Origin of the sequence: Cupriavidus sp. OV096, assembly GCF_900115455.1 — a bacterium.
In the GTDB taxonomy this organism is placed as follows: Bacteria; Pseudomonadota; Gammaproteobacteria; order Burkholderiales; family Burkholderiaceae; genus Cupriavidus.
Genome location: NZ_FOWM01000004.1, coordinates 114,032 through 137,714 on the forward strand (window position 1 = coordinate 114,032; position 23,683 = coordinate 137,714).

The following is a 23,683-nucleotide window of genomic DNA, read 5'->3' on the forward strand; positions in this document are numbered from 1 at the left end:
GCGGCGGGTGGGACCGATGCCTATTGATTTCCGACGCATCCCGCCCAAGACCGTGGTGCCCGAGCTGCCACGATGGTCAGTCACGAAATGGACAGCGCTCTTCGTCGCCATCGTTGGTGGCGGAGCAATCCTTGCGCTCTATATGTGGCCTACATCCCGACCGACTGATACCGCTTGGTTTTGGGTTCGTATCGTTGGTTATCCGCTACTTGCATGGATATTCCTCTGGAGCACTACGCTGGCAGGCGCACATGCCCGCCGCAGCGTTGCCTTCGCGAAGAATGAAGTGAGTGAGCGATACGAGCTGGCATGTCATGCGCAAGCAAGCAGGCCGCTCGCACTCCTCGGGCATGCCTGGCGCTTTTCTGCCGACGATATGGAGAACAACGTCAACGCAATTGTCGCAGGCGACGTCGGAATGGCGGCACGAACTAGCGCCGCATTTCCAAAGTCCGCAACGACAGCGCGCTGGATCGCCATTCCAGAAAAGCCGTTCTATCCGGGCAACGAACTCTCGGAACATTCCCGGCATGAAGTCATTTCCGGCTGGTTGATAGACGATCTCCTCGACCCATTGCGCGGCGATCTCGGAAGGTTGGCCCCTGGCACACGCGTACGCGTTCGACCGATTGTCGCGTCGTCCCTGGCGCCCGAAGAGGTATGTGCGGGTATAGGAGAAAGACTTCGGGATTGGTTCCCTGACCTTTCCATAGCCATGTCGAAGGAGACCGACGCGCTCACGTTGTCCAACATCGACGCGTGGGCCGATGATCTTTCGCCAGCCCAAGCTCAACTGCTCGTCGCAATCCAACTGCGCCGGGCAATTAGTGAAGAGCTCCCCGAATGTTCCGCGGAAGCCGGTGTCGCGCTGCTCATCGGTCCACCATCCGATGACGTGTCGACTGCCGCCGGACTGCATCTGCACCGGCCCGCCATGGGCGATGCGACATCCGCAAGTGAGGTCAGTGCTTTGGCGACCCGATGGGGCCGGAGCAATGCCACCGACATTGGCGTCGTTTGGAGCAGTGCATTGACGAGCGAAGTCATGACACAACTCCGATCGACATCTGTTGCAGGTGACAACGCCACCTGGATCGATCTGCACAACACCATTGGTGACTGCGGCTACGCGGCGCCGTGGTTAGGTGTCGCGCTGGCCGCCGACCGAGCTGCACGGACGGGATCCTCCCAACTCTTTATCGCCCAGGAAGGCGACCAAATCACCGCACTTGTGTGCCGCAAGCAATCATGAACTCATCCAGGTCGTCAGGTGTGACGATTTACCTTCGACTCGCGATACTCGCCCTCTTCAGCGCCGTGGGCGCTGCGGTTTGGTTTGAAGGTGCGCGGCTCGGCTTGTCGCCGCTCCAAGCCAGAATGGCAGTCGGTGCCTTGGCGACAGCATGCGTCGTATCTCTGATCCTCGCTAGCTATTACGAGTGGGTCTTGCTCAAGGTACAGGAATTGCACGCCCGACTCGGGAGGCCCGATCAAGCGAGCGACCCGCAGATGAAGAGTTCCTCGCCCCCCTCTCGGGGCGACATCGCACAGGAGAGCGGGCTCCACGCGATGGTCAAAGCGCTTCAAGAGGAGCAACGTGACTGGCGCTATCACAAGCCGTGGTTCCTGCTCGCCGGCGATGCGCTAACAGTCAACCGGCTGCTTCCTGGACTTGTTCAGCAGGGCTGGCATAGTTCCGACGCGGCGGTCCTCTTGTGGAATCAAAGCAGCAAGGGAGGTGAACCTGACGCAGCACGGCTCAAGCAACTTCGGAGACTACGCCGTCGCCGTCCGCTCGATGCCGTCGTTATTGTGAGAGAGGGCACTCCCGAGAGCCAGAAGCGATGTATCGGCGGATTCGGTCTTTCGCGCATCGCCGAGCGTCTCTACTGGTCCGCGCCCGTCTATACACTCGAGGTCGCTCAGGCACCCGCCACTGATAAGCCGGTCTCGGTTGTTGGCTTCGACCTTCCCGCTCGTTCAAATTCCGTCGTAATCAACGCGGCGATCTTGAACCTACGCCACACCCTCGCCCGTCGCGGCACCACCCAACTGATGGCCGATCCCGCAGACAGCTACATCGCAACGCTGTCCCAGCAACTCGACAAGCGCATCAACGACCTGACCGAATGGGCGACAGGGTTGGCAAATTCCCGCAGCAGCCCTGTTCCGCTTGCCGGGATGGTGTTTTCTCCCTATCCAAACTCCGATACCACCACCCACCTCCCCCTCTGGCAACACATCGCCGATTCCGCCCGCCGTCATCCCGGCCGGCGTGTCGGCTTCCATCCCGTTACCGTGCTCTCGACCATCGCCCTCGGCGCCATCGGGCTGTGGACGGCCGGGATGCTCCTTTCAGGCTTCCAGAACGCCCGCAACATCCACGCCACGCAGTGGGCTATCGATGCCAACGCATCCGAGTTGAGCCCAGCCGGGCGCCTCCGCTCGCTCGTCGCCCTCCAACACCAGATCGAACGCTACGAACCGCGCCCCGGTCATCACGCGCCGCTCACCACCCGCTTCGGCCTGAACCGCGACGCCGCCCTGCTTGCGGCCATGTGGAAGCCCTATGCGGCGGCCAGCCGCGAGCTTCTCGTCAGTCCGATTCAGCAGGATCTGGAGGATGTGCTCGTCGATCTCTCCCAGATGCCGGTGGATGGGCTCGACGCGCAGGCCAGCCAGTGGGCGCTGGACGGCCATCACACGCTCAAGACCTATCTGATGCTGGCCAACCCGGAGCGTGCCGAGCCGGACTTCCTCGCGCCGCAGCTGGTCCGACACTGGCAGACGGAAGCCCGCATCACGCCCGGCGAGCGGGACGATCTGGCGGAGCGGCTGCTCACGTTCCATGCCGCCCGCGTCAAGGCCCATCCCGACTGGCGCATCGAGGCGAGCCCCGAGCTGGTGGCCGGCGCGCGGCGCACGGTGCTGGCGGTCATCGGCCAGCGCAACGCGCAGGACACGATCTACCGCCAGGTGATCGATGGCATCGGCAACAAGTACGCGGATCAGACGCTGGTGTCGCTCACCCCCGGCACCGACGCGCGCGGGCTGGTCCGAGCCAATGCGCTGGTGCCCGGCGCCTACACCCGGCAGGCCTACGAGGGCCACGTGGCCGAAGCCATCGCGCGGGCCGCCAAGCGCACGGAAGTCGCCAGCGATTGGGTGCTGTCAGACGGCGATGCCCAGCAGTCGGCCAGCCCAAATGACTTGCAGGCCACGCTCACCGCCCAGTATTTCGCCGATTACGCCGAGCAGTGGCAGCGCTTCATGAACAGCCTCCAGTGGGAGCCCGCGCCCACGTTGCCGGCAGCCATCGACCAGTTGAAGCTGATGGCCGATGCGCGCCAGTCGCCCGTGATCGCGCTAATGAAGTCGCTCGATTACCAGGGCGGCGCGGGCGCGCGGAAGGACTCGCTGTCCGACACGCTCGTCGCCAAGGCGCAGGACATGCTCGGCAAGAAGGCAGCCAGCGCCGGGATCGTCAAGCCCGACACCGCCGGCCCGCTGGGCTCGACCTTCGGACCCATCCAGCGGCTGATGGCCGTTGGTGAAGGTGCCGGCGGCGACATGAGCCTGCAGCGCTTCCTCGATCGCGCGACGGCCCTGCGGTTGCGGCTCCAGCAGGTCAGCCACAGCCCGGACGCCGACGCCCAGGCCCGCCAGATGGCGCAGGCGCTGTTCCAGGGCAAGGGCTCGGAATTGGCCGATACCCAGGCGTACGCGCAACTGATTGCCGCAAGCCTCGGCGCCGAGTGGGCCGGGATGGGGGAGGCGCTGTTCGTGCGTCCCATCGCCCAGGCGACCCAGACCGTGCTCCAGCCGGCGCAGGCCAGCCTGAACGCCGCCTGGCGAGACAGCATCGCCATGGCATGGGGCCGCGCCTTCGCCGGCCGCTACCCGTTTGCGGATACCGCCAACGACGCCTCGCTGCCGGAACTGGCCCGCTTCCTGCGTCCGCAGGGCGGGCTGATCCACGGCTTTCTCACGGCCCAGCTCGCCGGCGTGCTCGAACTGCAGGGCGATGCGTGGCAGCCGGCGGCGTCGGGCGGGCACGCGCTCGCGTTCGATCCGGCCTTCCTTGCGGCGATCAACCGGCTCCAGCGCATCGGCACGCGGCTGCTCACGCAAGGCGAGCCCCGCTACCAGTTCGAGATGAAGCCGATTCCCACGCCGGGCCTGACCGATACGCTACTGACCCTCGACGGCCAGACCCTCCACTACTACAACCAGCGCGAACACTGGCAAGCCATGACGTGGCCGGCGAGCAACCTGGAGAACCCCGGCACCCGGCTCCAGTGGCAGGCCGAGACGGCCGGCACCAACAAGCACTATGAGTTCACCGGACGATGGGGCCTCGTCAGGATGCTCGAGCGGGCCAGCATCGAGCCGATCGACAGCGCCACGTTCCAGCTCACATGGCAGGGCCAGCCGGATAGCCCCGTCGTGGCTGCGGCGCCGGACCCCGACAGCCTCACCGCGCGCCCGGCCATGCAGCCGCCGGCCAAGGACGTCACCTACCCCATCCGCTACCAGTTGCGCACCGAGCTTGGCCATGGGCCGCTCGAACTGCTCTCGCTGCGCGATTTCGTGCTGCCGTCCCGGATCTTCCTCGACAAGCCCCAACCATCCACCACCAAGGGGAACGATGTTTAACCAGTTGCTCAACGCGCTGTTCGGCACGCGCGCGCCGTCGGATCTGGCCCGGGCGGCCATCGCGCGATGGGAACCGTGGCTGCGGCCCATCCGCCCCGATGCGCCCGCCGGGGACGACCCCGGCTACGACGACGATTTCCTCGCCATCAAGGACGAAGTCGCCAAGCTGTCCGATGTCAACGACACGCTGATTGTCGAGACGGCGGAGCGTCTGCTCCAGGGCACCGCCAAGGATGCGCGGCTCGCCGCCTACTATCTCTACGCGCGCATGCGGCGGGACGGTGCGGAGGGCATCGCGTCCGGCTTCGAGCTGCTGGCGGCGCTGGTGGACCGCTTCGGCACGCAACTGCTGCCCGTCCGGGCCGAAAGCCGCAAGGCGTCGCTCGAATGGCTCGCCAGCGCAACGTTCACGGATCGGCTCGATCGCGTGCACGGGCTGACCGGGCTGCCGCTGGAGCGCACGCTGTCGGCGCTGGCGCTGATCCTCGAGCGCACCGCGCAGTGGCCGGAGGCCGCCCGGCCGGCGCTGGACGCCCTCTTCCGGCGCTTCGAGGGCCGCGTGGAATCGCCCGCCGCCCATGACACCGGCGCCGAGGCCGCCCCGTCCGCGACGCCAATGGCGCTGCCCACGGGCGATGTCTCCTCCTCGCGCGACCTGCTGGACCGCGCGCGCCAGATGGCCACGTTCCTGCGCGAGCAGCCGCAGGGCTATCTGGCCGCGTACCGGCTCATGCGCTGCGTCCGTTGGGACACCCTGACGGAGGCGCCGCCGCACGAGCCCAGCGGCAAGACGCGGCTGGTCGCCCCGCGCGCCGAGCTACGCGCCCAGCTCAAGCGCCTGCTGTTGCAGAAGCAGTGGCCGGAGTTGCTCGATCGACTTGAACGCGCCTTTGCGGAGGGCGCCAACCATTTCTGGCTGGACCTCCAGTACTACGCCTTCACGGCGCAGGATCAGGCCGGCGGCGACTACGCGCGCGTCCGGGACCTGCTGGCCACCGACTGCGCGCTGATGCTGGAGCGGCTGCCCGGCATCGAGCAACTGAGCTTTGCCGATGGCACGCCATTCGCCGACGACACCACGCTCGAGTGGATCGCGCGCCACGCCACCGTGCGCGATGTCGAGCGAGGCGAGGCCGTCGCGCCGGTGTCGGTCTCATCCGCCAGCACCGACTGGGCGGAAACCGAGGCCCAGGCCATCGATCTCTCCGCGCAGCAGAGTCTGGACGTGGCGTTCGCGTGGCTGCAAGGGCTGCCTTTGCCCGATGGCGAGCGCGACCGCTTCATCCGTCAACTGGTGATGGCGCGCGTGGCCGCCCGCGCGGATCGCGCCGATACGGCGCTGCACCTGCTCGCCACGCTGGAAGCCACCGCCGCGCGCTTCCAGCTGGCCGCGTGGGAGCCGGGCCTCGCGTTCGAGGCCAAGCAGCAACTGCTGCGGTTGCTCCGGGCGCGGCTGTCGCGCAAGGACGCCGACAAGCCCGCCATCGCCCACCGCATCGACACCCTGCTGGCCGATCTGATCGCCATCGACCCGGCGCGCGCCATCGCCACCGCCTAGCCTTTCCGAGACATGAAGCACCCGACCCAAGACAACGAGATCCTGCGCTACTACGAAGCGGAGATGCGCTACCTGCGCGAAGCGGGCACCGAGTTCGCCCAGGCCTACCCGGACCGCGCGCGCATGCTGAACCTGGACCGCATCGGCGAGCGCGACCCGCACGTCGAGCGGCTGTTCGAGGGCTTCGCCTTCCTGATGGGCCGCCTGCGTCACAAACTGGACGATGAACTGCCGGAATTGACCGAGGGCCTCGTCAGCATGCTGTGGCCCCACTACCTGCGCATGATCCCGTCGCTCTCGATCATCGAGATGTCCCCGGCCATGGGCACGCTGCAACGCCACGAGGTGCTGCCGGCCGGGCTGGAAGTCGTTTCCGACCCGGTGGCGCTCGGCGCGCAGCCGGGGCAAGGCCAGAGCAGTCAGGCCGACAGCGTTGCCTGCATCTACCGCACCACGCAGGCTGTAGACCTGTATCCGCTGCGCCTGACCGAAGCGGCCACCTATACCCGCGAGGACGGCCGCTCGGTGATCCGCCTGCGGCTGGCGTTGCAGGCGCAGGCCAAGATCGCGCTGCTGGAGGTGCCACGCCTGCGGCTGTTTCTCCATGCCGACCGCCCCTTGGCGCTCGCGCTCTATGCCGCGCTGACCGCCCAACCGGTGGCGATGCACGTCCGGGTGCCGGGTCACCCGGCCGACCGCCCCGGCACGCCCCTCCCGATGCCGGGCCTGTCGCTGCGGCCCGCCGGCTTCGCGGCCGACGAGCGGCTGTGGCCCAAGCCGGACAACGCCTTCGGCGGCTACCAACTGATGCTCGAGTACTTCACGTTCCCCGAGAAGTTCATGTTCGTGGACCTGTTCGGGCTCGACCTCCCCGCCATCGCCCGGCTGGCGCCGGAGGCGGAACAGTTCGATGTCGAGGTCGTGCTCGCCCGGCCGTTCCCGGACGACCTGCGCTTCTCCGCCGAGAATGTGCGGCTGCATTGCGCGCCGATCATCAACCTGTTCGAACTCGAGGCTGACCCGGTCACTCTTACGCACTGCGAGACCGAGTACCGCGTGCGGGCGATGGCGCAGCATGGCCGGCATGTCGAGGCGTACTCGGTGGACACCGTGCGCGGCTTCGAGCCCGCCAGCGGCGAGCGCTTCGAGTACGCACCATTCGCGGCGTTCCGGCATCGCGGCGGCATGCTGCGGCACGAGATGCCCGAGCGCTACTTCCACACGCGCGTGCGGCGCGGGCCGTCAGGCCGGGTGGACACCTGGCTGGTGCTCGGCGGCCATGCCTGGGAGCAGCAGGACACGCTGCCCGAGGAAACGCTGTCCCTGTCCGTCACCGGCACCCACGGCATGCTGCCGCGCAAGGGCCTGCGCGAGGCTGGCATCACGCAGATGCGCGGTGGCTTCACCAACGTGGCGTCGATCCGCAACCTCACGGCGCCGACGCTGCCCGTCTATCCGCCCACCGGCGACCGCTTCCACTGGCGCGTGCTCTCGCATCTGGCGCCGAACTACCTCTCGCTGCTCGACGCGGAGGTGCTGCGCGGCACGCTGGCGCTCTATGACTGGACGGACGGCGAGACCAACCGGCAACGGATCGACGCCATCGCCGAGGTGCGGCACCGCCCCTTGCAAAAACTGGAGAGCGGCGGCCTGCTGCGCGGCGTGGAGATCGAGGTCTGGCTGGACAGCACGCGCTTTGCCGGCGCGGGCGACCTCGAACTGTTCGGCGAGATGCTGAACCGCTTCCTGTCGCTGTACGCCACGCTCAATCTCTACACGCGGCTCGTGATTGTCTCGCAACCGTCCGGCCAGCGGCTGGCGTGGCCGGACAGCAAGGGCCAGGGGGCCCCGTTTTGAACGCACCGGACAACCGGGCGCCCCGCCCGCTGAGCGAGGCATTGCTGGCCGATGCCCCACGCATGAACTTCTTCCGCCTGTGCGAGTTGATCGAGCTGGCGGCGCCAGGCCACCCGCCGCTCGGCACCACCGATTCGCCGGCCAATGAGCCGGTACGCTTCCGCTCGAACGGCCGGCTCGGCTTTCCGGGGCGCGAGATCGACGCCGTGGAGCGTGACCCGGACCACCCCGGCGCCCCGCCCGTAGTGCGCACCAACTTCCTGGGGTTGTATGGCGTCGATGCCCGTATGCCATCGTATTTCGTCGACGAAGTGGCCCAGCGGCGCGATGGCGCGGAGCCGCTGGCGGCCTTCCTCGACCTGTTCCACCACCGCATCGTCACGCAGTTCTATCGTGTGGCGCGCAAGTACCGCTACCCGCTGGGCTTCCGGCGCGACGGCGGCGACGAGGTATCCCGCTACCTGCTCAGCCTGCTCGGGCTCGGTCTTGGCGGGTCCGCCGTCAGCAACACCGTGCCCACCCAGAAGCTGCTGTCGATGCTGGGGCTGGCCAGCCAGCGCACCCGCACGGCCGAGGGCCTGGCCGGCGTGCTGCAACACGCGGTGCCCGACGCCGGCGTGCGCGTGGATGAGTTCCATCCGGTCTGGACCCGCCTGCCGGCCGGCGCCGACGAACGCCGGCCGCTCGGGCAGAACTGCGTGCTCGGGCGCGGTTTTTTCGATCGCGCGAATGCCGTGCGGGTGGTCATCACGCCCCGCACGGCGGACCTCGTGCAGGGCCTGATGCCCGGCCACGCCCAGCACCGGGAGGTGATGGCCCTGTTGCGCTTCTACCTTGGGCACACCGCGCATGCCTGTATCGAAATGCACGTGCGCACGTCGCTGATGCCGGCGCCGGCGCTGAACGACGGGGCGGTGCGGCTGGGCTACTCCACCCAGCTGCCCGCGCCCGAGGAAGCCGTGACCCGGGTGCAACTGGGCATCTGGAACGGCATCGTCCAACCCGCCGCGCGCCCGGAGCGCCACCCCTCCAGCCACCACTAATCATGAGGACAAACACGATGAGACAGCCGTTCCGCACCGGGGCGATGTGCCTGTTCGCCACCCTCGCCACCAGCCTTGCCGGCTGCGGCATCGGCCAGGCCGTGAAAGACAACACCGTGGACGCCGCGAAGTGGGCCTTCACCACGCAGGTCAAGACGATGAATCTCGACCTCGCCAGCCGGTCGTCGCTGAACGCCACCGACGCCGGGAAATCGTTGTCGACGGTGGTCCGGGTCTACCAGCTGAAGACGCCCGACGCCTTCCGCGAACTGAGCTACGCCCAGATCCAGACCAACGACCTGGCAGCGCTGAAGCCCGACCTGCTGGCGCAGCGCGATGTCGTCCTGCGCCCGGACGAGCGGGTCAGCCTGGCCGAGCCGATGCATGCCGATGCCGAGTTCGTCGGCATCGTCGCCCTGTTCCGCAACCCGGACGAGGCAGCCGGCTGGAAGCTGGTGGTGCCCCGGCGGCAATGGAAGCAGACCGATCCGGTCAGGGTGGAAGTGCGCGCCAATACGCTGGCGCTGACTGCGCCGGCGAAGGGGTAGTTAGCGGATCGCTAAAGGGTAGCCCCCGGGCGGCGGCCATGTATCCCCCAATGTCCGCGTATCATCGACGCTCTTCGCCCCCCTGATGCCCCCGGATTCACCATGCCTGACCATTCGTTGCTGTCTGCCCTGCTCATCTTCGGACTTGGAGGGCTGCTCGGCGGGGTCGGAGGCTTGTTCGGCATCGGCGGCGGGCTGATCGCCATTCCGGCCCTCGGCCTGCTCTACGGGATGGACCAGCAGCTCGCCCAGGGCACCTCGCTGGTGATGATCGCGCCCAACGTGGTCATCGGCTTCTGGCAGTACCGCAAGCGGGCCGATATCGAACTGCGCACCGCCATCGTGCTCGGCCTCTCGGCCGTGCTGGCCACCTACTTCTCCGCCCGGCTGGCCACCGCCATGGACGCCCAGCTACTGCGCCGGATCTTCGCGATCTTCATGATCGGCCTTGCCCTGTATTTTTTGTGGCGCCTGATGCCCGGCCGGGCCGTGACCCAGCAGCAGGCGCGGCTGTCACCGCGCTGGATTCCGGCTGTGGGCGTGGTGGGTGGGCTCTTCTCGGGCTTCTTCAGCGTGGGCGGCGGCGTGGTAGCCGCGCCGGCGCTGGTCGGCCTGTTCGGCATGCGGCAGGCCGCCGCGCAGGGGCTGGCGCTGGCGCTGGTCACGCCGGGCGCCGTGGTCGCGCTGATGACCTATGCCCAGGCCGGGCATGTCGACTGGACCAGCGGCATCCCGCTCTCGCTCGGCGGCATGCTGACGATCTCCTGGGGCGTGGCGCTGGCGCACCGGATGCCGGAGCGCCGCCTGCGCGCCGCGTTCGCCGTCTGCCTGATCGTCACGGCGGTGATCATGCTCGTGCGCGGCTAGCCTGCCGCCGGCTTGCGGAAGACCAGGCTGAAGTTGTTCGCCGGCATCGGGATGGGCGCGTCGCAGGTCATGCCTTGGACAGCCCCGAGGGCGATCACCGCTTCCATGTCGCGCACGCCCCATTCGGCATCGGCGGCACGCAGCTGCGCGTCGAAGGCTTCGTTGCTGGGCGCCGTGTGGGCGCCGTCGCGCTTGTAGGGGCCGTAGAGATAGAGCACGCCGCCCGGCCCGAGCCGCTTGCCGGCGCCGGCGAACAGCGCCTCGGCGGCCGCCCACGGCGAGATGTGGACCATATTGATACAGACGATGGCGGCCACGGCGTCGATGCCCCAGGGTTCCGCGCGCACGTCGAGGGCCAGCGGCGGCAGCACGTTCGTCGCCCCGGCGTGGGCCGCCCAGGCCGCGATCGACTCGCGCCAGGTGGCATCGGGGTCGCTCGGCTGCCAGGTGATGCCCGGCAGCGCGGCGGCAAAGTGCGCGGCGTGCTGGCCGGTGCCGCTGGCAATCTCGAGCACCGTGCCGCTGGCCGGCAGCACCTGGCGCAGCACGGCAAGGATCGGCTCCCGGTTGCGCTCGGTGGCAGGCGCCATGCGGCGCGCGGCGAGGTCGGGGGACGGGCGGTTCATGGGCGCTCCTGTTTTCGCGGGTGACAGGCGCAAGGGTAGCAGGCGCGGCGCCCCGGCGCGGTCAGACCCGGACGGCGCAGCGCCCCGGCTGCGCTACACTCCCCTCCTGCCCAGTCACCCCGCCGGTTTCGGCCGATTTTCGCCGCCTTGCCCACCTACACGCTTGCCACCCCCGTCCACTCGGACCTCGAGATCCGCAAGAGCCGCTTTATCGGCCTGGCCACGCCCGTGCCGGACCGCGAGGCCGCCATGGCAGTGCTCCAGGACCTGCGCGCGCAGCACCCGGGGGCCACGCATGTGTGTTGGGCGCTGCTGGCGGGTGGACAGTCGGGCATGTCCGATGACGGCGAGCCGTCTGGCACGGCGGGCCGGCCGATCCTCGAAGTGCTGCGCCACCATGATCTCGATGGCGTGCTGGCGGCGGTGATCCGCTACTACGGCGGGGTCAAGCTCGGCGCGGGTGGACTCGTGCGCGCCTATACCGATGCGATCGCCGCCGCGCTCAAGGACGCCGAGCGCGTCGAGCGCATCGCCTACGCCACGCTGGATGTCGAGGTGGACTATGCCGACGAACCGCGCGTGCGCCGCTGGATCGAATCGATGGCTGGCGAGGGCTGCATGCTGGCCGACACCCAGTACGGCGCGCTGGCCCGGCTGGTGATCCGCCTGCCGGCCACGCTGCGCGATTCCGCCATCGCCACCCTGCGCGACGCCACCCATGGCCGCGCCCAGTTTCCGGAAGCCGATGCCTGATCCGGACGACATCACCACCCACGACAGCGCCGAATTCACCGCCCGCGTGCTGCCCGGCGAGACGCACTACGCCGCGCCGGCCGCGCTGAGCCTGTTGGAGGCGGCCTTGCTCGAAGGCGTCGCCCTGCCCAGCTCCTGCCGCAACGGCACCTGCCGGGCCTGCATCAGCCAGCTTCACGCGGGGAGCGTGCGCTATCGGATCGAATGGCCGGGACTCAGTGCGGATGAAAAGGACGAGGGCCTGATCCTGCCGTGCGTGGCGTGTCCGACCAGCGACGTGGCCTTCGAGCCGGTCGGCACGAACTAAACCCCGGGGTAAGTCACCCCATCAAGCCAGCCCGCGCCCGTTCACGGAGAAGAAGCGCAGGGCGATCTTCAGCGCATCGGGGCCGGTCGGGTCGGCGAAGGCCTGCCCCGGCGCGCCACCGCTCCAGGCGTGGCGCAGCCCCTCCACCTTGACCAGCCGCATAAAGGGCCGCACGCCGGCCTGCCAGTCGAAGACATCCACCGCACGCCGGGTGCCGCGCCGCACGCGCCGGGGCGGCATGGCCTTGGGGGCGGGCGCGCCGGGCGGCAGCAGCTCCAGCCACAGTGCAGCGGCCGACGTGGCGTTGTCGTAGGTGACCACGGTGTCGTCATCGCCATGCAACAGCAGCAGCGGGGGCGGTCGCCGGCCCGCCAGCGCCAGCCGGGCCGCCACGGCGTCCGGTACGCGCTCGCCGCGCATGGCTCGCGGGGCCTGGGCCGCGTTGACGGCGCTGTAGGGCACCGCGCCCGAGTGCGAACCCACGGCGGCAAAACGATCCGGATAGCGCAGGCCGAGCATCATCGCCATCGCCCCGCCCGCAGACAGCCCCAGCGTGCAGACCCGTTCGCCGATGATGGCGTAGCGCCGGCAGACATGGTCGATCATCGACATCAGCAGCGCCGCCTCGGATGCGCCCCGGGCGTCCGGCCGGAACCAGTTCCAGCAGCGCTGCGAGTTCGCCTGCACCGACTGCTCGGGCATCAGCACCACCCAGCGCGCATCGCGCGCCACGGTGGTCACGCGCGCGCAGGCGGCAAAGCTGGCGGCGTCCTGCCCGCAGCCGTGCAGCAGCACCAGCAGCGGCGCGGGTCGCGCGGCGCTCACGCCTGGCGGCACGAAGATCCGGTAGCGCCGCTGGCCCAGCGCGCCCAGGCCAAGGGTGAAGCCCCAGACCCCCTCCTCCCAGACCCCGCCGCCCTTGCTGACCGGCGACGGCGCCGGCGTGACCACGCCGGTCAGCGCCCTGTGCGCAGCCTTGCCCACGGCGCGGCCCACGGCCTCGCTGACCGCACTGCTTTGTTGCTTGGCCGTCTTCAGCACGGAATTGGTCACCGTGCGTTGCAGGCGCCGGGCGCTACGCGCCGCCTGCTTGCCCAGCGTTGCCCACAGTTGGGTAGTACCCCTGCGCCGTGTCATGCCGCATCGCCCTTTCGTCGTCTGGTGCCGTGGCGGATGCCACGCTGCGATCCTGCACCAGTATCGGGGGCGATTGTGTCAGGTTTTCATGCCATGTCCGGTCAGACGATGCCGCGCAGGGCCAGATCCGCCCCCAGCAACAGCAATCCGCAGAAGAACAGGCGCCGGAAGCGCTCCGCGCTGATCCGGTGCCGCAGCCACTGGCCGAGGAACATCCCGCCCAGCGCGGGCACCAGCGCCAGCAGCGAGGCCCCGAGCACCGGCGTATGGAGCAGCGCGCCGCCCAGCGCCAGGCTCACCGCCAGCGCGATGGTCGAGACCGTGAACGACAGCCCCAGCGCCTGCACCATGCTCTCCTTGTCGAGGCCGAGCCCCTGCAGGTAAGGCACGGCGGGAATGACGAAGACCCCGGTCACGGCGGTGATCGCCCCCGTAACCAGCCCGGCCAGCGGCGCCATCCAGCGTTCCGCCCGGGGCGGCACGACCAGCCGCACGGCGGCGAGGCCCATCACGGCATAGACGATCAGCGCCACGCCGAGCGCGTTGGTGGCGTGGTCCATCATCCTGGCCGGCACCAGCGCGGCGCAAAGCCACGTGCCGGCGCAGATGGTGACCAGCATCGGCCACAGCCGCAGCAGCAGCTGACCGAAGCGCGGGCCGCTGAACAGCTGCACGACGTTGGTCACCATGGACGGCGCCACCAGCAGCGCGGCGGCCTGCACGGGCGGCATGACCAGCCCGAGCAGGCCCACCGCCACGGTCGGCAGGCCAAGGCCCACCACGCCCTTGACGAAGCCGGCCAGCAGGAAGGTCAGGCCGATAAACGCGAATTCAGGACCTACGTGGAACATCGACAAACTCCTTCAGCGGGGGGCGGGCATGCCGGTGGGCACCTCGGCGTGGACCGCCCGGCTGTCCGCCGGCGCCTCGTCGCGCTCGTTCAGGCCGTAGTCGCGCAGCACCTGGGCCACGCGCAGCCGGTAGTTGGCGAACACGCCGCCGCGCCCGGCCGCCTGCGCCTGGCGGTGGTCTAGCGTGTTGCGCCATGCCATGACCGCCGCTTCGTCGCGGAAGAACGAGAGGGACAGCAGCTTGCCCGGCGTGGTCAGGCTCTGGAAGCGCTCCACCGAGATAAAGCCATCGATGGCCTCAAGCGTCGGCTTCAGGTGGGCGGCGATGTCGAGATAGGCGTCCTGGCGGCCCGGCGCGGGTTCGACTTCGAAAATCACGGCAATCATGGGGGCTCCTCTATTTATTAGTGGGATGGTGTGAACAGCGGAATGCGGGCGTTCACGGACGGACGATAGCGCAAGCCGGCCAGCAGGCGGCGCGGGTCGACATCGCGCTGGAGCAGGCTGTCGACGGTGGTTGCTGCTAGAAGACGCGCCAGCGCGTCGCCGGGGCAGCCGTGGCGGCCGGTGCCGAAGGTCCAGGGGCGGTCGGGGCGCGCCCCCGCCGGGTCGTGCGATGCGGCGGCCAGCAGCACCAGCACGGCATCGCCAGCCTTCAGGGATTCGCCGCAGAGCGTGGCGTCCGCCGCCGGGAAGCGGCGCGTGTTCTGCACCGGCGGATCGGTACGGGCGACGTCCGCGACAAGTTCGTCCAGATCGCCCGATGCTTCGCCCAACCGCCCCAGCCGCACCAGCGTATTCCCAACCAGCCCGGCCGTGGCCTCGCACGCCTGGATCATCAGGCCGATGGCGTTGGCCAGCAGCGTGGCGGGGTCGATATCGGCGTCGATAGCGGTGTCGATAGCGGCCTGCGACATCGCCGCGAGCAAGCCGCCGGGGGCGGCATGCTCCCCCGCCCAGCGCGTCAGCCATTGCGCGGCCACGGCGCCCGCCTCCACATCGGCAGGCCGGGCGAGCGGTGACATGGCCGCGGCGAACGTCGCCACGAAGCCCGCCACCCGCGTGGACACATGGCCGGCTTCGTCCCGCTCCAGCGGCAGCCCGAGCAGGTCCGCCACGCAGAGCACGGGCAGCGTGAACATCCAGCGATTGGCCTCGTGGGCGTCGTCCGCCTCCGCGCGCGGCAGGTGGGCGGCCAGCGCGCGGGCGCGGGTGCGGGCATCCGGAAGGTCGATGCCGGCCATCGCCCGCATGACCACGGCCTTGAGCGCCGCATGGGGCGCGCCGTCGGTCATGCGCACCAGCCGGCCGAACAGGGCGCCCGCCGGGGTGCCGGCCAGCGCGGGCGGCACCGGCTGGGCCACCGGGCGGACCCGGCAGTCGGGATGGGCGAGGACCTCGGCGGCCGCGTCGGCGCTGGCGGCCACCCACAGGCCCAGCCCGGCATCGTGGTGGAACGGCCGCGTGGCGGCCAGGTGCCGGTAGTACGGATAGGGGTCGGGATCGGTGACGGCGGCAATCGGATCGGCAACGTACATGGGGACGGCTCCGTGGCGAATGGATGCAGTGTGCGTCACGCCGTGCCGCCGATGCTTCATGGCGACGTGAAACGTCGAATGCCGGCGGGCAGGCCGGGCGAGGGCGCAGGCGGGCGCGGGCGGGCTCGGGCATGTTTTGTGCGCCGCTCTGCCCGCACTGGCAGCCGCCCCGCTCGGCCGGCCCGCGCCGTGTAATAACTGCGCGCAACCGTCGCCACATTGCAATTTCTGGCGTCCCCGCCCACGGACGATAACAAGGACCCCACCCCATGGAAGACTTCCGCGACCATCAGCCTCTCAAGCTATCGCGGCGCGAACTGCTCAAGGCGAGCGCGGTCACGGTGACCGCCGCCGCCGTGCCGGGCGCCGCCACCGGCCAGCCCGCCGCCGCGCCCTCCCCCGCCACCACGCGCCCGCCCATCTCCCACAAGGTGTCGCTGATCGTCAACGGCCAGCGGCGCGACCTCGACCTCGACACCCGCACCACGCTGCTGGACGCCCTGCGCGAACACCTGCACCTGACCGGCACCAAGAAAGGCTGCGACCACGGCCAGTGCGGCGCGTGCACGGTCATCGTCGATGGGCGCCGGCTGAACTCCTGCCTGACGCTCGCCGTGATGCACCACGAGGCCAAGATCACGACGATCGAGGGTCTGGGCACGCCCGAGCGCATGCATCCGATGCAGGTGGCCTTCGTGAAGCATGACGGCTACCAGTGCGGCTACTGCACGCCCGGCCAGATCTGTTCCGCCGTGGCCGTGCTCGACGAGATCCAGGCCGGCATCCCGAGCCACGTCAGCGCGGACCTCAACGCGCGCCCGCCCCTGAGCGCCGAGGAGATCCGCGAGCGGATGAGCGGCAACATCTGCCGCTGCGGCGCCTATTCCAACATCCTCGACGCCATCGGCGACGTCGCCGGGAGAAAAGCATGATCCCCTTTACCTACGAACGCGCCCAGTCGCCGGCGCAGGCCGCCGCGTCCGCCACGCGCATCCCGGGCAGCCGCTTCATCGCGGGCGGCACCAATCTGCTCGATCTGATGAAACTCGGCATCGAGACCCCGCTGCACCTGATCGACGTGAACGGCCTGGCGCTGGACAAGATCGAGGCCACCTCCCAGGGCGGGCTGCGCATCGGCGCGCTGGTCCGCAACACCGACCTCGCCGCCGACCCGCGCGTGCGGCGCGACTACGGCGTGCTGGCGCGCGCGCTGCTGGCCGGCGCCTCCGGGCAGCTGCGCAACCGCGCCACCACGGCGGGCAACCTGCTGCAACGCACGCGCTGCCCCTATTTCTACGATACCGACCAGCCCTGCAACAAGCGCGTGCCGGGCAGCGGCTGCGCGGCCATCGGCGGCGTGACGCGGCAGCATGCGGTCATCGGCGCCAGCAATGCGTGCATCGCCACGCATCCGAGCGACATGGCCGTGGCGATGCGCGTGCTCGACGCCTCGGTGGAGACTGTCAACCCGAAGGGCGCCGTGCGCGTCATCCCGATCCTCGATTTCCACAAGCTGCCGGGCAACACGCCGCATATCGAGACCGCGCTGGAGCCGGGCGAGCTGATCACCGCCGTGACGCTGCCCCCGCCCATCGGCGGCGCGCAGTTGTACCGGAAGGTGCGCGACCGGGCCTCGTACGCGTTCGCGCTGGTGTCCGTGGCCGCCATCGTGCAGCGCGACGGCACCGGCCGCGTGGCCGTGGGCGGCGTGGCGCACCGGCCGTGGCGCCTGGAAGCCGCCGAGACCGAGTTGCCGCGCGGCGCCCAGGCCGTGACCCAGCGCCTGTTCGCGGACGCCCGGCCCACCCACGACAACGCCTTCAAGGTGCCGCTGTTCCAGCGCACCCTCGCCGCCGTGCTGGCGCAGGCCCGCACCTGACCGGAGGAGACGGACGATGAAATTCGACACCCCCGCCACCACCAATCCGATCGACCAGCTTCGCGTGGTCGGCAAACCCACGGACCGTATCGACGGTCCCCACAAGGCCACCGGCACGGCGCCCTACGCCTACGAGCGGCACGACGTGGCGCGCAACCAGGCCTATGGCTATGTGCTGGGCGCCGGCATCGGACGCGGCCGCATCGTGTCGATGGACACCGCCACCGCGCGTCGCGCGCCCGGCGTGCTGGCCATCGTCACAGCCGCGAATGCCGGCAAGCTCGGCAAGGGCCAGCGCAATACCGCGAAGCTGCTCGGCGGCCCGGAGATCCAGCACTATCACCAGGCCGTGGCGCTGGTGGTAGCGGAGACCTTCGAGCAGGCCCGCGCGGCGGCGCAGATGATCCGCGTGCGCTATACCGCCGAGAAAGGCGCGTTCGACCTGGCCGCCGCGCGCGATACGGCCGTCGCGCCGAAGGGCGATGACTTTTCGGGCAAGCCGGAGACGGCCGTCGGCGACTTCGCCGGCAGCTTTGCGGCAGCGCCGGTGCAGCTGGACGCCACCTACACCACGCCCGACCAGTCGCACGCGATGATGGAGCCGCACGCCTCCATCGCCGCCTGGAACGGCGACAAGCTCACGTTGTGGACGGCCAACCAGATGATCGCCTGGGGCCGCGAAGACCTGGCGGCCACGCTCGGCATCCCCAAGGAGAACGTGCGCGTGATCTCGCCCTATATCGGCGGTGGCTTCGGCGGCAAGCTGTTCGTGCGGGCCGAGGCGCTGCTCGCGGCGCTGGGCGCGCGCGCGGCCAAGCGGCCCGTGAAGGTGGCGCTGACGCGGCCCCTGATGTTCAACAACACCACGCACCGGCCAGCGACGATCCAGCGCATCCGCATCGGCACCACGCGGGACGGCAAGATCACGGCCATCGCCCATGAAAGCTGGTCGGGCGACCTGCCCGGCGGCGGGCCCGAGACCGCCGTGCAGCAGACGCGCCTGCTCTACGCCGGCGCCAACCGGATGACCGCGCTGCGACTGGCCACGCTGGACCTGCCCGAAGGCAACGCCATGCGCGCGCCGGGCGAGGCGCCGGGCATGATGGCGCTGGAGATCGCCATCGACGAGATCGCCGAGAAGGCCGGCATCGACCCCGTGCAGTTCCGCATCCTCAACGACACGCAGGTCGATCCGGAGAAGCCGGCGCGGCCGTTCTCGCAGCGGCAGTTCGTCCAATGCCTGCGGCTGGGCGCCGAGCGCTTCGGCTGGCAGACGCGCAATCCCAAACCCGGTGCGACCAAGGCGGGGCAATGGCTGGTCGGCATGGGCGTGGCGTCGGCCTTCCGGAACAACCTCGTCATGAAGTCCGGCGCGCGCGTGGGGGTGGACAAGGGCGGCCGGGTCATCGTGGAGACCGATATGACCGATATCGGCACGGGCAGCTATACGGTCATCGCCCAGACGGCGGCCGAGATGCTGGGCGTGCCGATCGAACAGGTGGTGGTGCGGCTGGGCGATTCGTCGTTCCCGGTGTCGGCGGGGTCCGGCGGGCAGTGGGGCGCCAACAGTTCGACGTCAGGCGTCTATGCCGCCTGCGTGAAGCTGCGCCAACTGCTGGCCGAGCGTGCCGGCCTGAGCGGCACGGACGCGGTGTTCGAGGGTGGCCAGATTCGCGCCGGGGGCCGCAGCGTGCCGCTGGCACAGGCGGTGGGGGACGGCGTGACCGCTGAGGACACCCTGGAATTCGGCGATCTCGACAAGAAGTACCAGCAATCGACCTTCGGCGCGCATTTCGTCGAGGTGGGCGTGGACATGGCAACCGCCGAGATCCGCGTGCGCCGCATGCTGGCCGTCTGCGCGGCGGGGCGGATCCTGAATCCGAAGTCGGCACGCAGCCAGGTGATCGGCGCCATGACGATGGGCGTGGGCGCCGCCTTGATGGAGGAACTTGCCATCGACAAGCGCGTGGGCTTTTTCGTCAATCACGACCTCGCCGGCTACGAGGTGCCCGTGCACGCCGATATTCCCCACCAGGACGTGATTTTCCTGGACGAGGTGGATCCCATTTCCTCGCCGATGAAAGCGAAGGGCGTGGGAGAACTCGGCATTTGCGGGGTGGGCGCGGCGGTGGCCAATGCCATCTACCACGCCACCGGCGTGCGGGTGCGCGACTACCCGATCACGCTGGACAAACTCCTGGCGGGGATGCCGGCGATGGCCTGATTCGTCGCCATATGCCCGTCCACCCGTCCGTCAGGCCTTGCGCGACGGACGGGCATTGCGCAGTGCCGAAGGCCGCACTTCCTGCAGCGATCGCAGCGAGCGCTGTGCGTCCTCCACCGCTTCGAGCCCCTCCCGCAGCCGCGTGCAGGCGTAGCCAAGGCGCGCCTGCACCTCGGTATCCAGTGAAGACAGACGCTCCAGGGCGTCCAGTTCCGTCTGCAAGTGGCCAATCATTCTTCGTAATTGCGCCGTGCTATGAGATGCGAGTGACTGGATGGCCATTCGTAATCCCCTGTGGCTAAGGATGCAAAATGAGAAGGGCAGTGCCCATCCTAATACCCTAGGGCGAGCCACCCAGAATTCCAGCGCTGTTACATATATGTTGGGAGCGCTCCCCGGGTAATCCGGCATTGCGCTGGGAGTGAGCAGCCCCTTTCGCTGTCAAGCCTGCTGGCTCTGTATTTCTTGCATGGTCGACCGGCACATGGATAATAAATGACAATCGCGAGATTGCGTTATGTCGATCGGGAAAATAAATATCAGACTCCGCAGGAAAATAAATCCCCCGCCCTGACATTAATCCACTTTCCCAACCCCTTCGCATCACATACACTGCCCTTCAAATCCACCCGATAATCCTCTGATAATCCAATATCACCCATTATCAAACATATTGGATTCAGTTTCCGATCCATGGGAAATTGCCGATGCCCGTTCCGTCCCGAGTTCGCATCGCTGTACTCCTGTTGTTCGCCACCGCCTTCCGGCCCCTTCATGCGACTGACCTGACGAGTTCGGAGGTGGGCTACAAACTGAGCCGCGCCGACAACCCGTTCGTCGTGGTACCCGGCGCGATCATCGACACGCGTGGGAACGGCGCCGTTGCCATCGACGCATCGGGCAGCTCCGGCTGGGCACTGACCAACAACGGCACCGTCTATGGCGGCTACAACGCGGTGCACCTCCCCCTGGGCACCTTGACCAACTTCGGCGTGCTGGCGAGCCCCGGCACCACCGCGGTGGCGATGTTCGCTGGCGGCACCGTGGTGAACCACGCCGGCGCGGTGATCGCCGGCAAGCTCGACGGCATCTACCTCGGGCAGTCCGGCAGCATCGTGATCAATGCCGGCGACATCGCCGGCGATGTGTTCGACTACTCCAGCACGCAGGCCGCCATCCATTTCGCCGAGAGCGGCACCGTGGTCAATCTGGCGACGGGCCGCATCGTCGGGCATGCGCACGGCATCCTGGCCACGCCTGCCCTCACCCTCGACAACGCCGGCTTGATTGCGTCGGACGAGGGCGCAGCCATCGACCTGCACTCGGGCCCCAGCGCGCCGGCCTCCATCGTCAACAGCGGCACGATCAACGGGCGCAGCGGCGTGGCCATCGCCTTCGGCCCGGCGGACGACCGGCTCGAGATCAGCGGCACCTCGCGGATCACCGGCGTCGTGGACGGTGGCGCGGCGGGCAGCGCCGGCAACATGCTGGTGCTCGGCGGCGCCGACGCTGGCAGCTTCGACCTCTCCGCGCTCGGCCCCGCCGCGCAGTATCGGAACTTCGGCGTCCTCCAGAAACAGGGCACCAGCATCTGGACACTGACGGGCGCGAACCTCGACGAGCAGGCGTGGCAGGTCGGCGGCGGCGGCTTCGTGGTGGCCGGGCAGCTCACCGGCAGCCTGACCGCCCAGCCCGGCGTCACCGGCCTCTATATAGAAGTGGCGCGGGGCGGAGTGCTCCAGTCGCCGACAACCAGCGCCATCACCCTCAACGGCGGGAGCCAGATCGTCAATGCCGGCACGATCACGGCCAGCGGCGCGGGCGTCCCGGCCATCCGGATCGGTGGCGCGGATGGTCCCGCCAGCGTGGTCAACCAGCCGGGGGCGACGATTGCCGGCAGCCAGGGGCCGGCCATCGTGGCGGGCGCCAACGTCGCCATCGTCAACGCGGGCACGCTGAGCGGCAGCGGCGTCGCCGTGCAGTTCACCGGGGCAAATAGCACGTTGACGCTCGATACCGGCAGCGCCTTATCGGGCGACCTCGACGGTGGCAACGGCGCCGGCAACGCCCTGATTCTGCAGGGCAGCGGCAGCCTGCCCGGCCGCGCCTATAGCTTCCCCAATTTTTATATGCGCGGCACGGACTGGTTGCTCGACGGCACCGCGGAGATCGGGACATCGGCCACGGTCGAGACCGGCACCCTGCGCGTGAACGGCACGCTCGCCAGCCCGGCCGTGGCGGTGTCGCCCGGCGCGGCGCTGGCCGGCACGGGCACGGTACAGGGCGCCGTCAGCGTGCAGGGCATCGTCGCGCCCGGGAACACCGTCTTGCCGACTACGCCGAGGGCGCCGCTGTCGGTCGGCACGCTGTCTGTCGTGGGCAGCTACAGCCAGGCGGCCGGCGCCGTGTATCAGGTCGATGTCTCGCCCACCAGCAACGACCTGATCGACGTCACCGGCCCCGCCGCGCTGGCCGGCGGCATGGTGCAGGCCCGTCTGCGCGCGCTGTCGCTGCGTCCTGCCGATACGTACCGCATCCTGTCGGCCTCGGGCGGGCTGACCGGCACGTTCGCGGGCGTGACCACGCTCAATCCGTTCGCCACGCCGTCCCTGGCCTACGATGCCGGGAATGCCTACCTCGTGGTCGCACGCGGCTTCGCCCTGGCCGGCGGTACACCGAACGAGATCGCCGTGGAAACTGCCCTGGACCGCGACGCCTTCGCCGCAGGCACCAACAACGCGCCGAGCCGGGACTTCCTGTCGGTGGCGGTCGAACTGTTCAATCAGGAAGGTGCAGGAGCCTACGCGGCGATCAACCAGTTGAGCGCGGAAGCCTACGCCGCGCTGCCGAACGCCCACTACGCGGCGGCGCGGGCGGGCATGAACGCCATCGACACCCGGCTTGCGGACAACACCTGCACCGGCGCGGCACCGGCGGCGCGCTTCTGCGCATGGGCCACAGTGCTGGGCAACACCGGCCGCATCGGCGGGTATGACACGTGGCTGTCGCAGGACATCAACCTGGCGGGCGTCATGGCCGGGGTCGACTATCAATGGACGCCGGCGTTCACCGGCGGGATGGCATTCGGCTACCTCCACGGCAATACCTTCACCCACGGCCTGCCGGTGCACGGCCAGTTCGACAGCTATCAGGCCGTGCTCTATGGCCGCTACACAGCAGGCCGTTTCTGGTTCCGGCAGGCACTGGGCTACGCGCGCAATATCGACGATATGCGTCGCGACATCACGTTCACCGAGGTGCCCCGTACGGCCACGGGCGGCGCGCACGGCAATCAGTTCTTCACCGCCCTGCGCACCGGCGTGGACCTGCCGCTGGCCCTGCCCGGCGTGCTGTCACCGTTTGCCGGCGCGGAGTTGCAGTCTGTGAAGTTGTCCGGCACGGTGGAATCCGGGGCGGACAGCGTCAACCTTGTGCTGCCTTCGCGCACGACGCATTCGGTCCGGTCGCTGCTCGGCACCGAGTGGCGCCATCTGTTCGACGGACCGGGCGGCGCGTGGCGTATCGACGCCGCGGCGGCCTGGGTCCACACCTTCGGCACGAACACGCTGGCCATCAACGCGCGCTACGCCGGCGCCCCCGCCACCGACTTCACGGTGCACGGCAGCGGCCAGAACCGCAATGCCGCTCAACTGCGGCTGGGCATGAGCGTCAGTCCCACGCCGCGTAGCCGATTGTCCATTCGCTACGACGGCGAACTCGGCACCCACGGCAGCACGCATGGCGGCGCGGTGGGCTTCTCCTATCACTGGTAGGTCCAGCGACTCGCAGATTATTCAAATCGATGTCGACGAAGGGGGTGGCCTGACAGCAGAGAGATT

At 69.0% G+C, this 23,683-nt stretch carries 19 protein-coding genes; 13 read left to right on the forward strand and 6 right to left on the reverse strand.

What is annotated here, in order from left to right; translation table 11 throughout:
* Window positions 1-16 precede the first annotated feature (16 nt).
* The 7 genes from BM115_RS27080 to BM115_RS10775 all read left to right on the forward strand — a co-directional run bounded on the left by BM115_RS27080 (window position 17) and on the right by BM115_RS10775 (window position 10,529).
* Window positions 17-1,252, forward strand: coding sequence for a hypothetical protein (locus BM115_RS27080; protein ID WP_143093875.1), 1,236 nt, complete (start codon window positions 17-19; stop codon window positions 1,250-1,252).
* 758 nt (window positions 1,253-2,010) lie between these two features.
* Window positions 2,011-4,656, forward strand: coding sequence for an ImcF-related family protein (locus tag BM115_RS10750; protein ID WP_255370770.1), 2,646 nt, complete (start codon window positions 2,011-2,013; stop codon window positions 4,654-4,656).
* Window positions 4,649-6,214, forward strand: coding sequence for a type VI secretion system protein TssA (gene tssA, locus BM115_RS10755; protein ID WP_092293517.1), 1,566 nt, complete (start codon window positions 4,649-4,651; stop codon window positions 6,212-6,214). The genes BM115_RS10750 and tssA overlap by 8 nt, the downstream gene beginning before the upstream one ends.
* A gap of 12 nt (window positions 6,215-6,226) precedes the next feature.
* On the forward strand, window positions 6,227-8,071 hold the full coding sequence (gene tssF / locus BM115_RS10760) for a type VI secretion system baseplate subunit TssF (protein WP_092293519.1): 1,845 nt from the start codon (window positions 6,227-6,229) through the stop codon (window positions 8,069-8,071).
* A gap of 62 nt (window positions 8,072-8,133) precedes the next feature.
* Window positions 8,134-9,114 (forward strand): type VI secretion system baseplate subunit TssG, encoded by a 981-nt coding sequence (tssG, locus tag BM115_RS10765; protein ID WP_092293521.1) that lies wholly within the window; start codon window positions 8,134-8,136, stop codon window positions 9,112-9,114.
* Between the two features lie 17 nt (window positions 9,115-9,131).
* A complete protein-coding gene (tssJ, locus tag BM115_RS10770) occupies window positions 9,132-9,662 on the forward strand; it encodes a type VI secretion system lipoprotein TssJ (RefSeq protein WP_092293523.1) in 531 nt (176 codons plus the stop codon).
* Window positions 9,663-9,764: 102 nt separating this feature from the next.
* Window positions 9,765-10,529 (forward strand): sulfite exporter TauE/SafE family protein, encoded by a 765-nt coding sequence (locus tag BM115_RS10775; protein WP_092293525.1) that lies wholly within the window; start codon window positions 9,765-9,767, stop codon window positions 10,527-10,529.
* Here the strand turns inward: BM115_RS10775 and BM115_RS10780 are convergent.
* Window positions 10,526-11,155: a DUF938 domain-containing protein gene (locus BM115_RS10780; RefSeq protein ID WP_092293527.1), complete on the reverse strand. Its 630-nt coding sequence runs from the start codon at window positions 11,153-11,155 to the stop codon at window positions 10,526-10,528. The two genes, BM115_RS10775 and BM115_RS10780, sit on opposite strands and share 4 nt — an antisense overlap.
* A 147-nt stretch (window positions 11,156-11,302) precedes the next feature.
* Here BM115_RS10780 and BM115_RS10785 point away from each other — a divergent pair, with 147 nt between their 5' ends.
* Together BM115_RS10785 and BM115_RS10790 are read left to right on the forward strand one after the other, a co-directional pair.
* Complete coding sequence (locus BM115_RS10785) at window positions 11,303-11,908, forward strand: IMPACT family protein (RefSeq protein WP_092293529.1); 606 nt, start codon at window positions 11,303-11,305, stop codon at window positions 11,906-11,908.
* Window positions 11,901-12,215, forward strand: a complete 315-nt coding sequence (locus tag BM115_RS10790; protein WP_092293531.1) for a 2Fe-2S iron-sulfur cluster-binding protein — start codon at window positions 11,901-11,903, stop codon at window positions 12,213-12,215. The genes BM115_RS10785 and BM115_RS10790 overlap by 8 nt, the downstream gene beginning before the upstream one ends.
* Before the next feature lie 21 nt (window positions 12,216-12,236).
* Here the strand turns inward: BM115_RS10790 and BM115_RS10795 are convergent, their stop codons facing one another.
* The 4 genes from BM115_RS10795 to BM115_RS10810 all read right to left on the reverse strand — a co-directional run bounded on the left by BM115_RS10795 (window position 12,237) and on the right by BM115_RS10810 (window position 15,741).
* The gene (locus BM115_RS10795) at window positions 12,237-13,352 is read right to left on the reverse strand and encodes an extracellular catalytic domain type 1 short-chain-length polyhydroxyalkanoate depolymerase (protein WP_092293533.1); all 1,116 of its coding nucleotides are present in this window, start codon (window positions 13,350-13,352) and stop codon (window positions 12,237-12,239) included.
* Between the two features lie 101 nt (window positions 13,353-13,453).
* Window positions 13,454-14,203 (reverse strand): sulfite exporter TauE/SafE family protein, encoded by a 750-nt coding sequence (locus tag BM115_RS10800; RefSeq protein WP_369823406.1) that lies wholly within the window; start codon window positions 14,201-14,203, stop codon window positions 13,454-13,456.
* A 12-nt stretch (window positions 14,204-14,215) separates the two neighbouring features.
* Window positions 14,216-14,590, reverse strand: coding sequence for an antibiotic biosynthesis monooxygenase family protein (locus tag BM115_RS10805; RefSeq protein ID WP_092293536.1), 375 nt, complete (start codon window positions 14,588-14,590; stop codon window positions 14,216-14,218).
* Window positions 14,591-14,607: 17 nt separating this feature from the next.
* Complete coding sequence (locus BM115_RS10810; protein WP_092293537.1) at window positions 14,608-15,741, reverse strand: cytochrome P450 family protein; 1,134 nt, start codon at window positions 15,739-15,741, stop codon at window positions 14,608-14,610.
* Window positions 15,742-16,010: 269 nt separating this feature from the next.
* Between BM115_RS10810 and paoA the strand changes: the two genes are divergently transcribed.
* The 3 genes from paoA to paoC are packed head-to-tail and all read left to right on the forward strand — an operon-like array spanning window position 16,011 to window position 19,844.
* Entirely contained in the window at window positions 16,011-16,673 is a 663-nt protein-coding gene (gene paoA / locus BM115_RS10815; RefSeq protein WP_092293538.1) for an aldehyde dehydrogenase iron-sulfur subunit PaoA, read from the forward strand.
* Complete coding sequence (locus tag BM115_RS10820; RefSeq protein ID WP_092293539.1) at window positions 16,670-17,620, forward strand: FAD binding domain-containing protein; 951 nt, start codon at window positions 16,670-16,672, stop codon at window positions 17,618-17,620. The genes paoA and BM115_RS10820 overlap by 4 nt, the downstream gene beginning before the upstream one ends.
* Before the next feature lie 16 nt (window positions 17,621-17,636).
* A complete protein-coding gene (gene paoC / locus BM115_RS10825; RefSeq protein WP_092293540.1) occupies window positions 17,637-19,844 on the forward strand; it encodes an aldehyde oxidoreductase molybdenum-binding subunit PaoC in 2,208 nt (735 codons plus the stop codon).
* Window positions 19,845-19,874: 30 nt separating this feature from the next.
* Here the strand turns inward: paoC and BM115_RS10830 are convergent, their stop codons facing one another.
* Entirely contained in the window at window positions 19,875-20,078 is a 204-nt protein-coding gene (locus BM115_RS10830) for a hypothetical protein (RefSeq protein WP_255370771.1), read from the reverse strand.
* A gap of 566 nt (window positions 20,079-20,644) precedes the next feature.
* Here BM115_RS10830 and BM115_RS27555 point away from each other — a divergent pair.
* On the forward strand, window positions 20,645-23,617 hold the full coding sequence (locus BM115_RS27555) for an autotransporter outer membrane beta-barrel domain-containing protein (RefSeq protein WP_092293543.1): 2,973 nt from the start codon (window positions 20,645-20,647) through the stop codon (window positions 23,615-23,617).
* Window positions 23,618-23,683 lie beyond the last annotated feature (66 nt).

Bases quoted from the DNA above. Each gene is read 5' to 3' on its own strand.
- tssG (WP_092293521.1), top strand. From the start codon at position 8,134: ATGAACTTCTTCCGCCTGTGCGAGTTGATCGAGCTGGCGGCGCCAGGC.
- BM115_RS27080 (WP_143093875.1), top strand. From the start codon at position 17: ATGCCTATTGATTTCCGACGCATCCCGCCCAAGACCGTGGTGCCCGAG.
- BM115_RS10780 (WP_092293527.1), bottom strand. From the start codon at position 11,155: ATGAACCGCCCGTCCCCCGACCTCGCCGCGCGCCGCATGGCGCCTGCC.
- tssF (WP_092293519.1), top strand. From the start codon at position 6,227: ATGAAGCACCCGACCCAAGACAACGAGATCCTGCGCTACTACGAAGCG.
- BM115_RS10820 (WP_092293539.1), top strand. From the start codon at position 16,670: ATGATCCCCTTTACCTACGAACGCGCCCAGTCGCCGGCGCAGGCCGCC.
- BM115_RS10790 (WP_092293531.1), top strand. From the start codon at position 11,901: ATGCCTGATCCGGACGACATCACCACCCACGACAGCGCCGAATTCACC.
- paoC (WP_092293540.1), top strand. From the start codon at position 17,637: ATGAAATTCGACACCCCCGCCACCACCAATCCGATCGACCAGCTTCGC.
- BM115_RS10805 (WP_092293536.1), bottom strand. From the start codon at position 14,590: ATGATTGCCGTGATTTTCGAAGTCGAACCCGCGCCGGGCCGCCAGGAC.
- paoA (WP_092293538.1), top strand. From the start codon at position 16,011: ATGGAAGACTTCCGCGACCATCAGCCTCTCAAGCTATCGCGGCGCGAA.
- BM115_RS10810 (WP_092293537.1), bottom strand. From the start codon at position 15,741: ATGTACGTTGCCGATCCGATTGCCGCCGTCACCGATCCCGACCCCTAT.
- BM115_RS10830 (WP_255370771.1), bottom strand. From the start codon at position 20,078: ATGATTGGCCACTTGCAGACGGAACTGGACGCCCTGGAGCGTCTGTCT.
- BM115_RS10775 (WP_092293525.1), top strand. From the start codon at position 9,765: ATGCCTGACCATTCGTTGCTGTCTGCCCTGCTCATCTTCGGACTTGGA.
- BM115_RS10795 (WP_092293533.1), bottom strand. From the start codon at position 13,352: ATGACACGGCGCAGGGGTACTACCCAACTGTGGGCAACGCTGGGCAAG.
- tssJ (WP_092293523.1), top strand. From the start codon at position 9,132: ATGAGACAGCCGTTCCGCACCGGGGCGATGTGCCTGTTCGCCACCCTC.
- BM115_RS10800 (WP_369823406.1), bottom strand. From the start codon at position 14,203: ATGTTCCACGTAGGTCCTGAATTCGCGTTTATCGGCCTGACCTTCCTG.
- tssA (WP_092293517.1), top strand. From the start codon at position 4,649: ATGTTTAACCAGTTGCTCAACGCGCTGTTCGGCACGCGCGCGCCGTCG.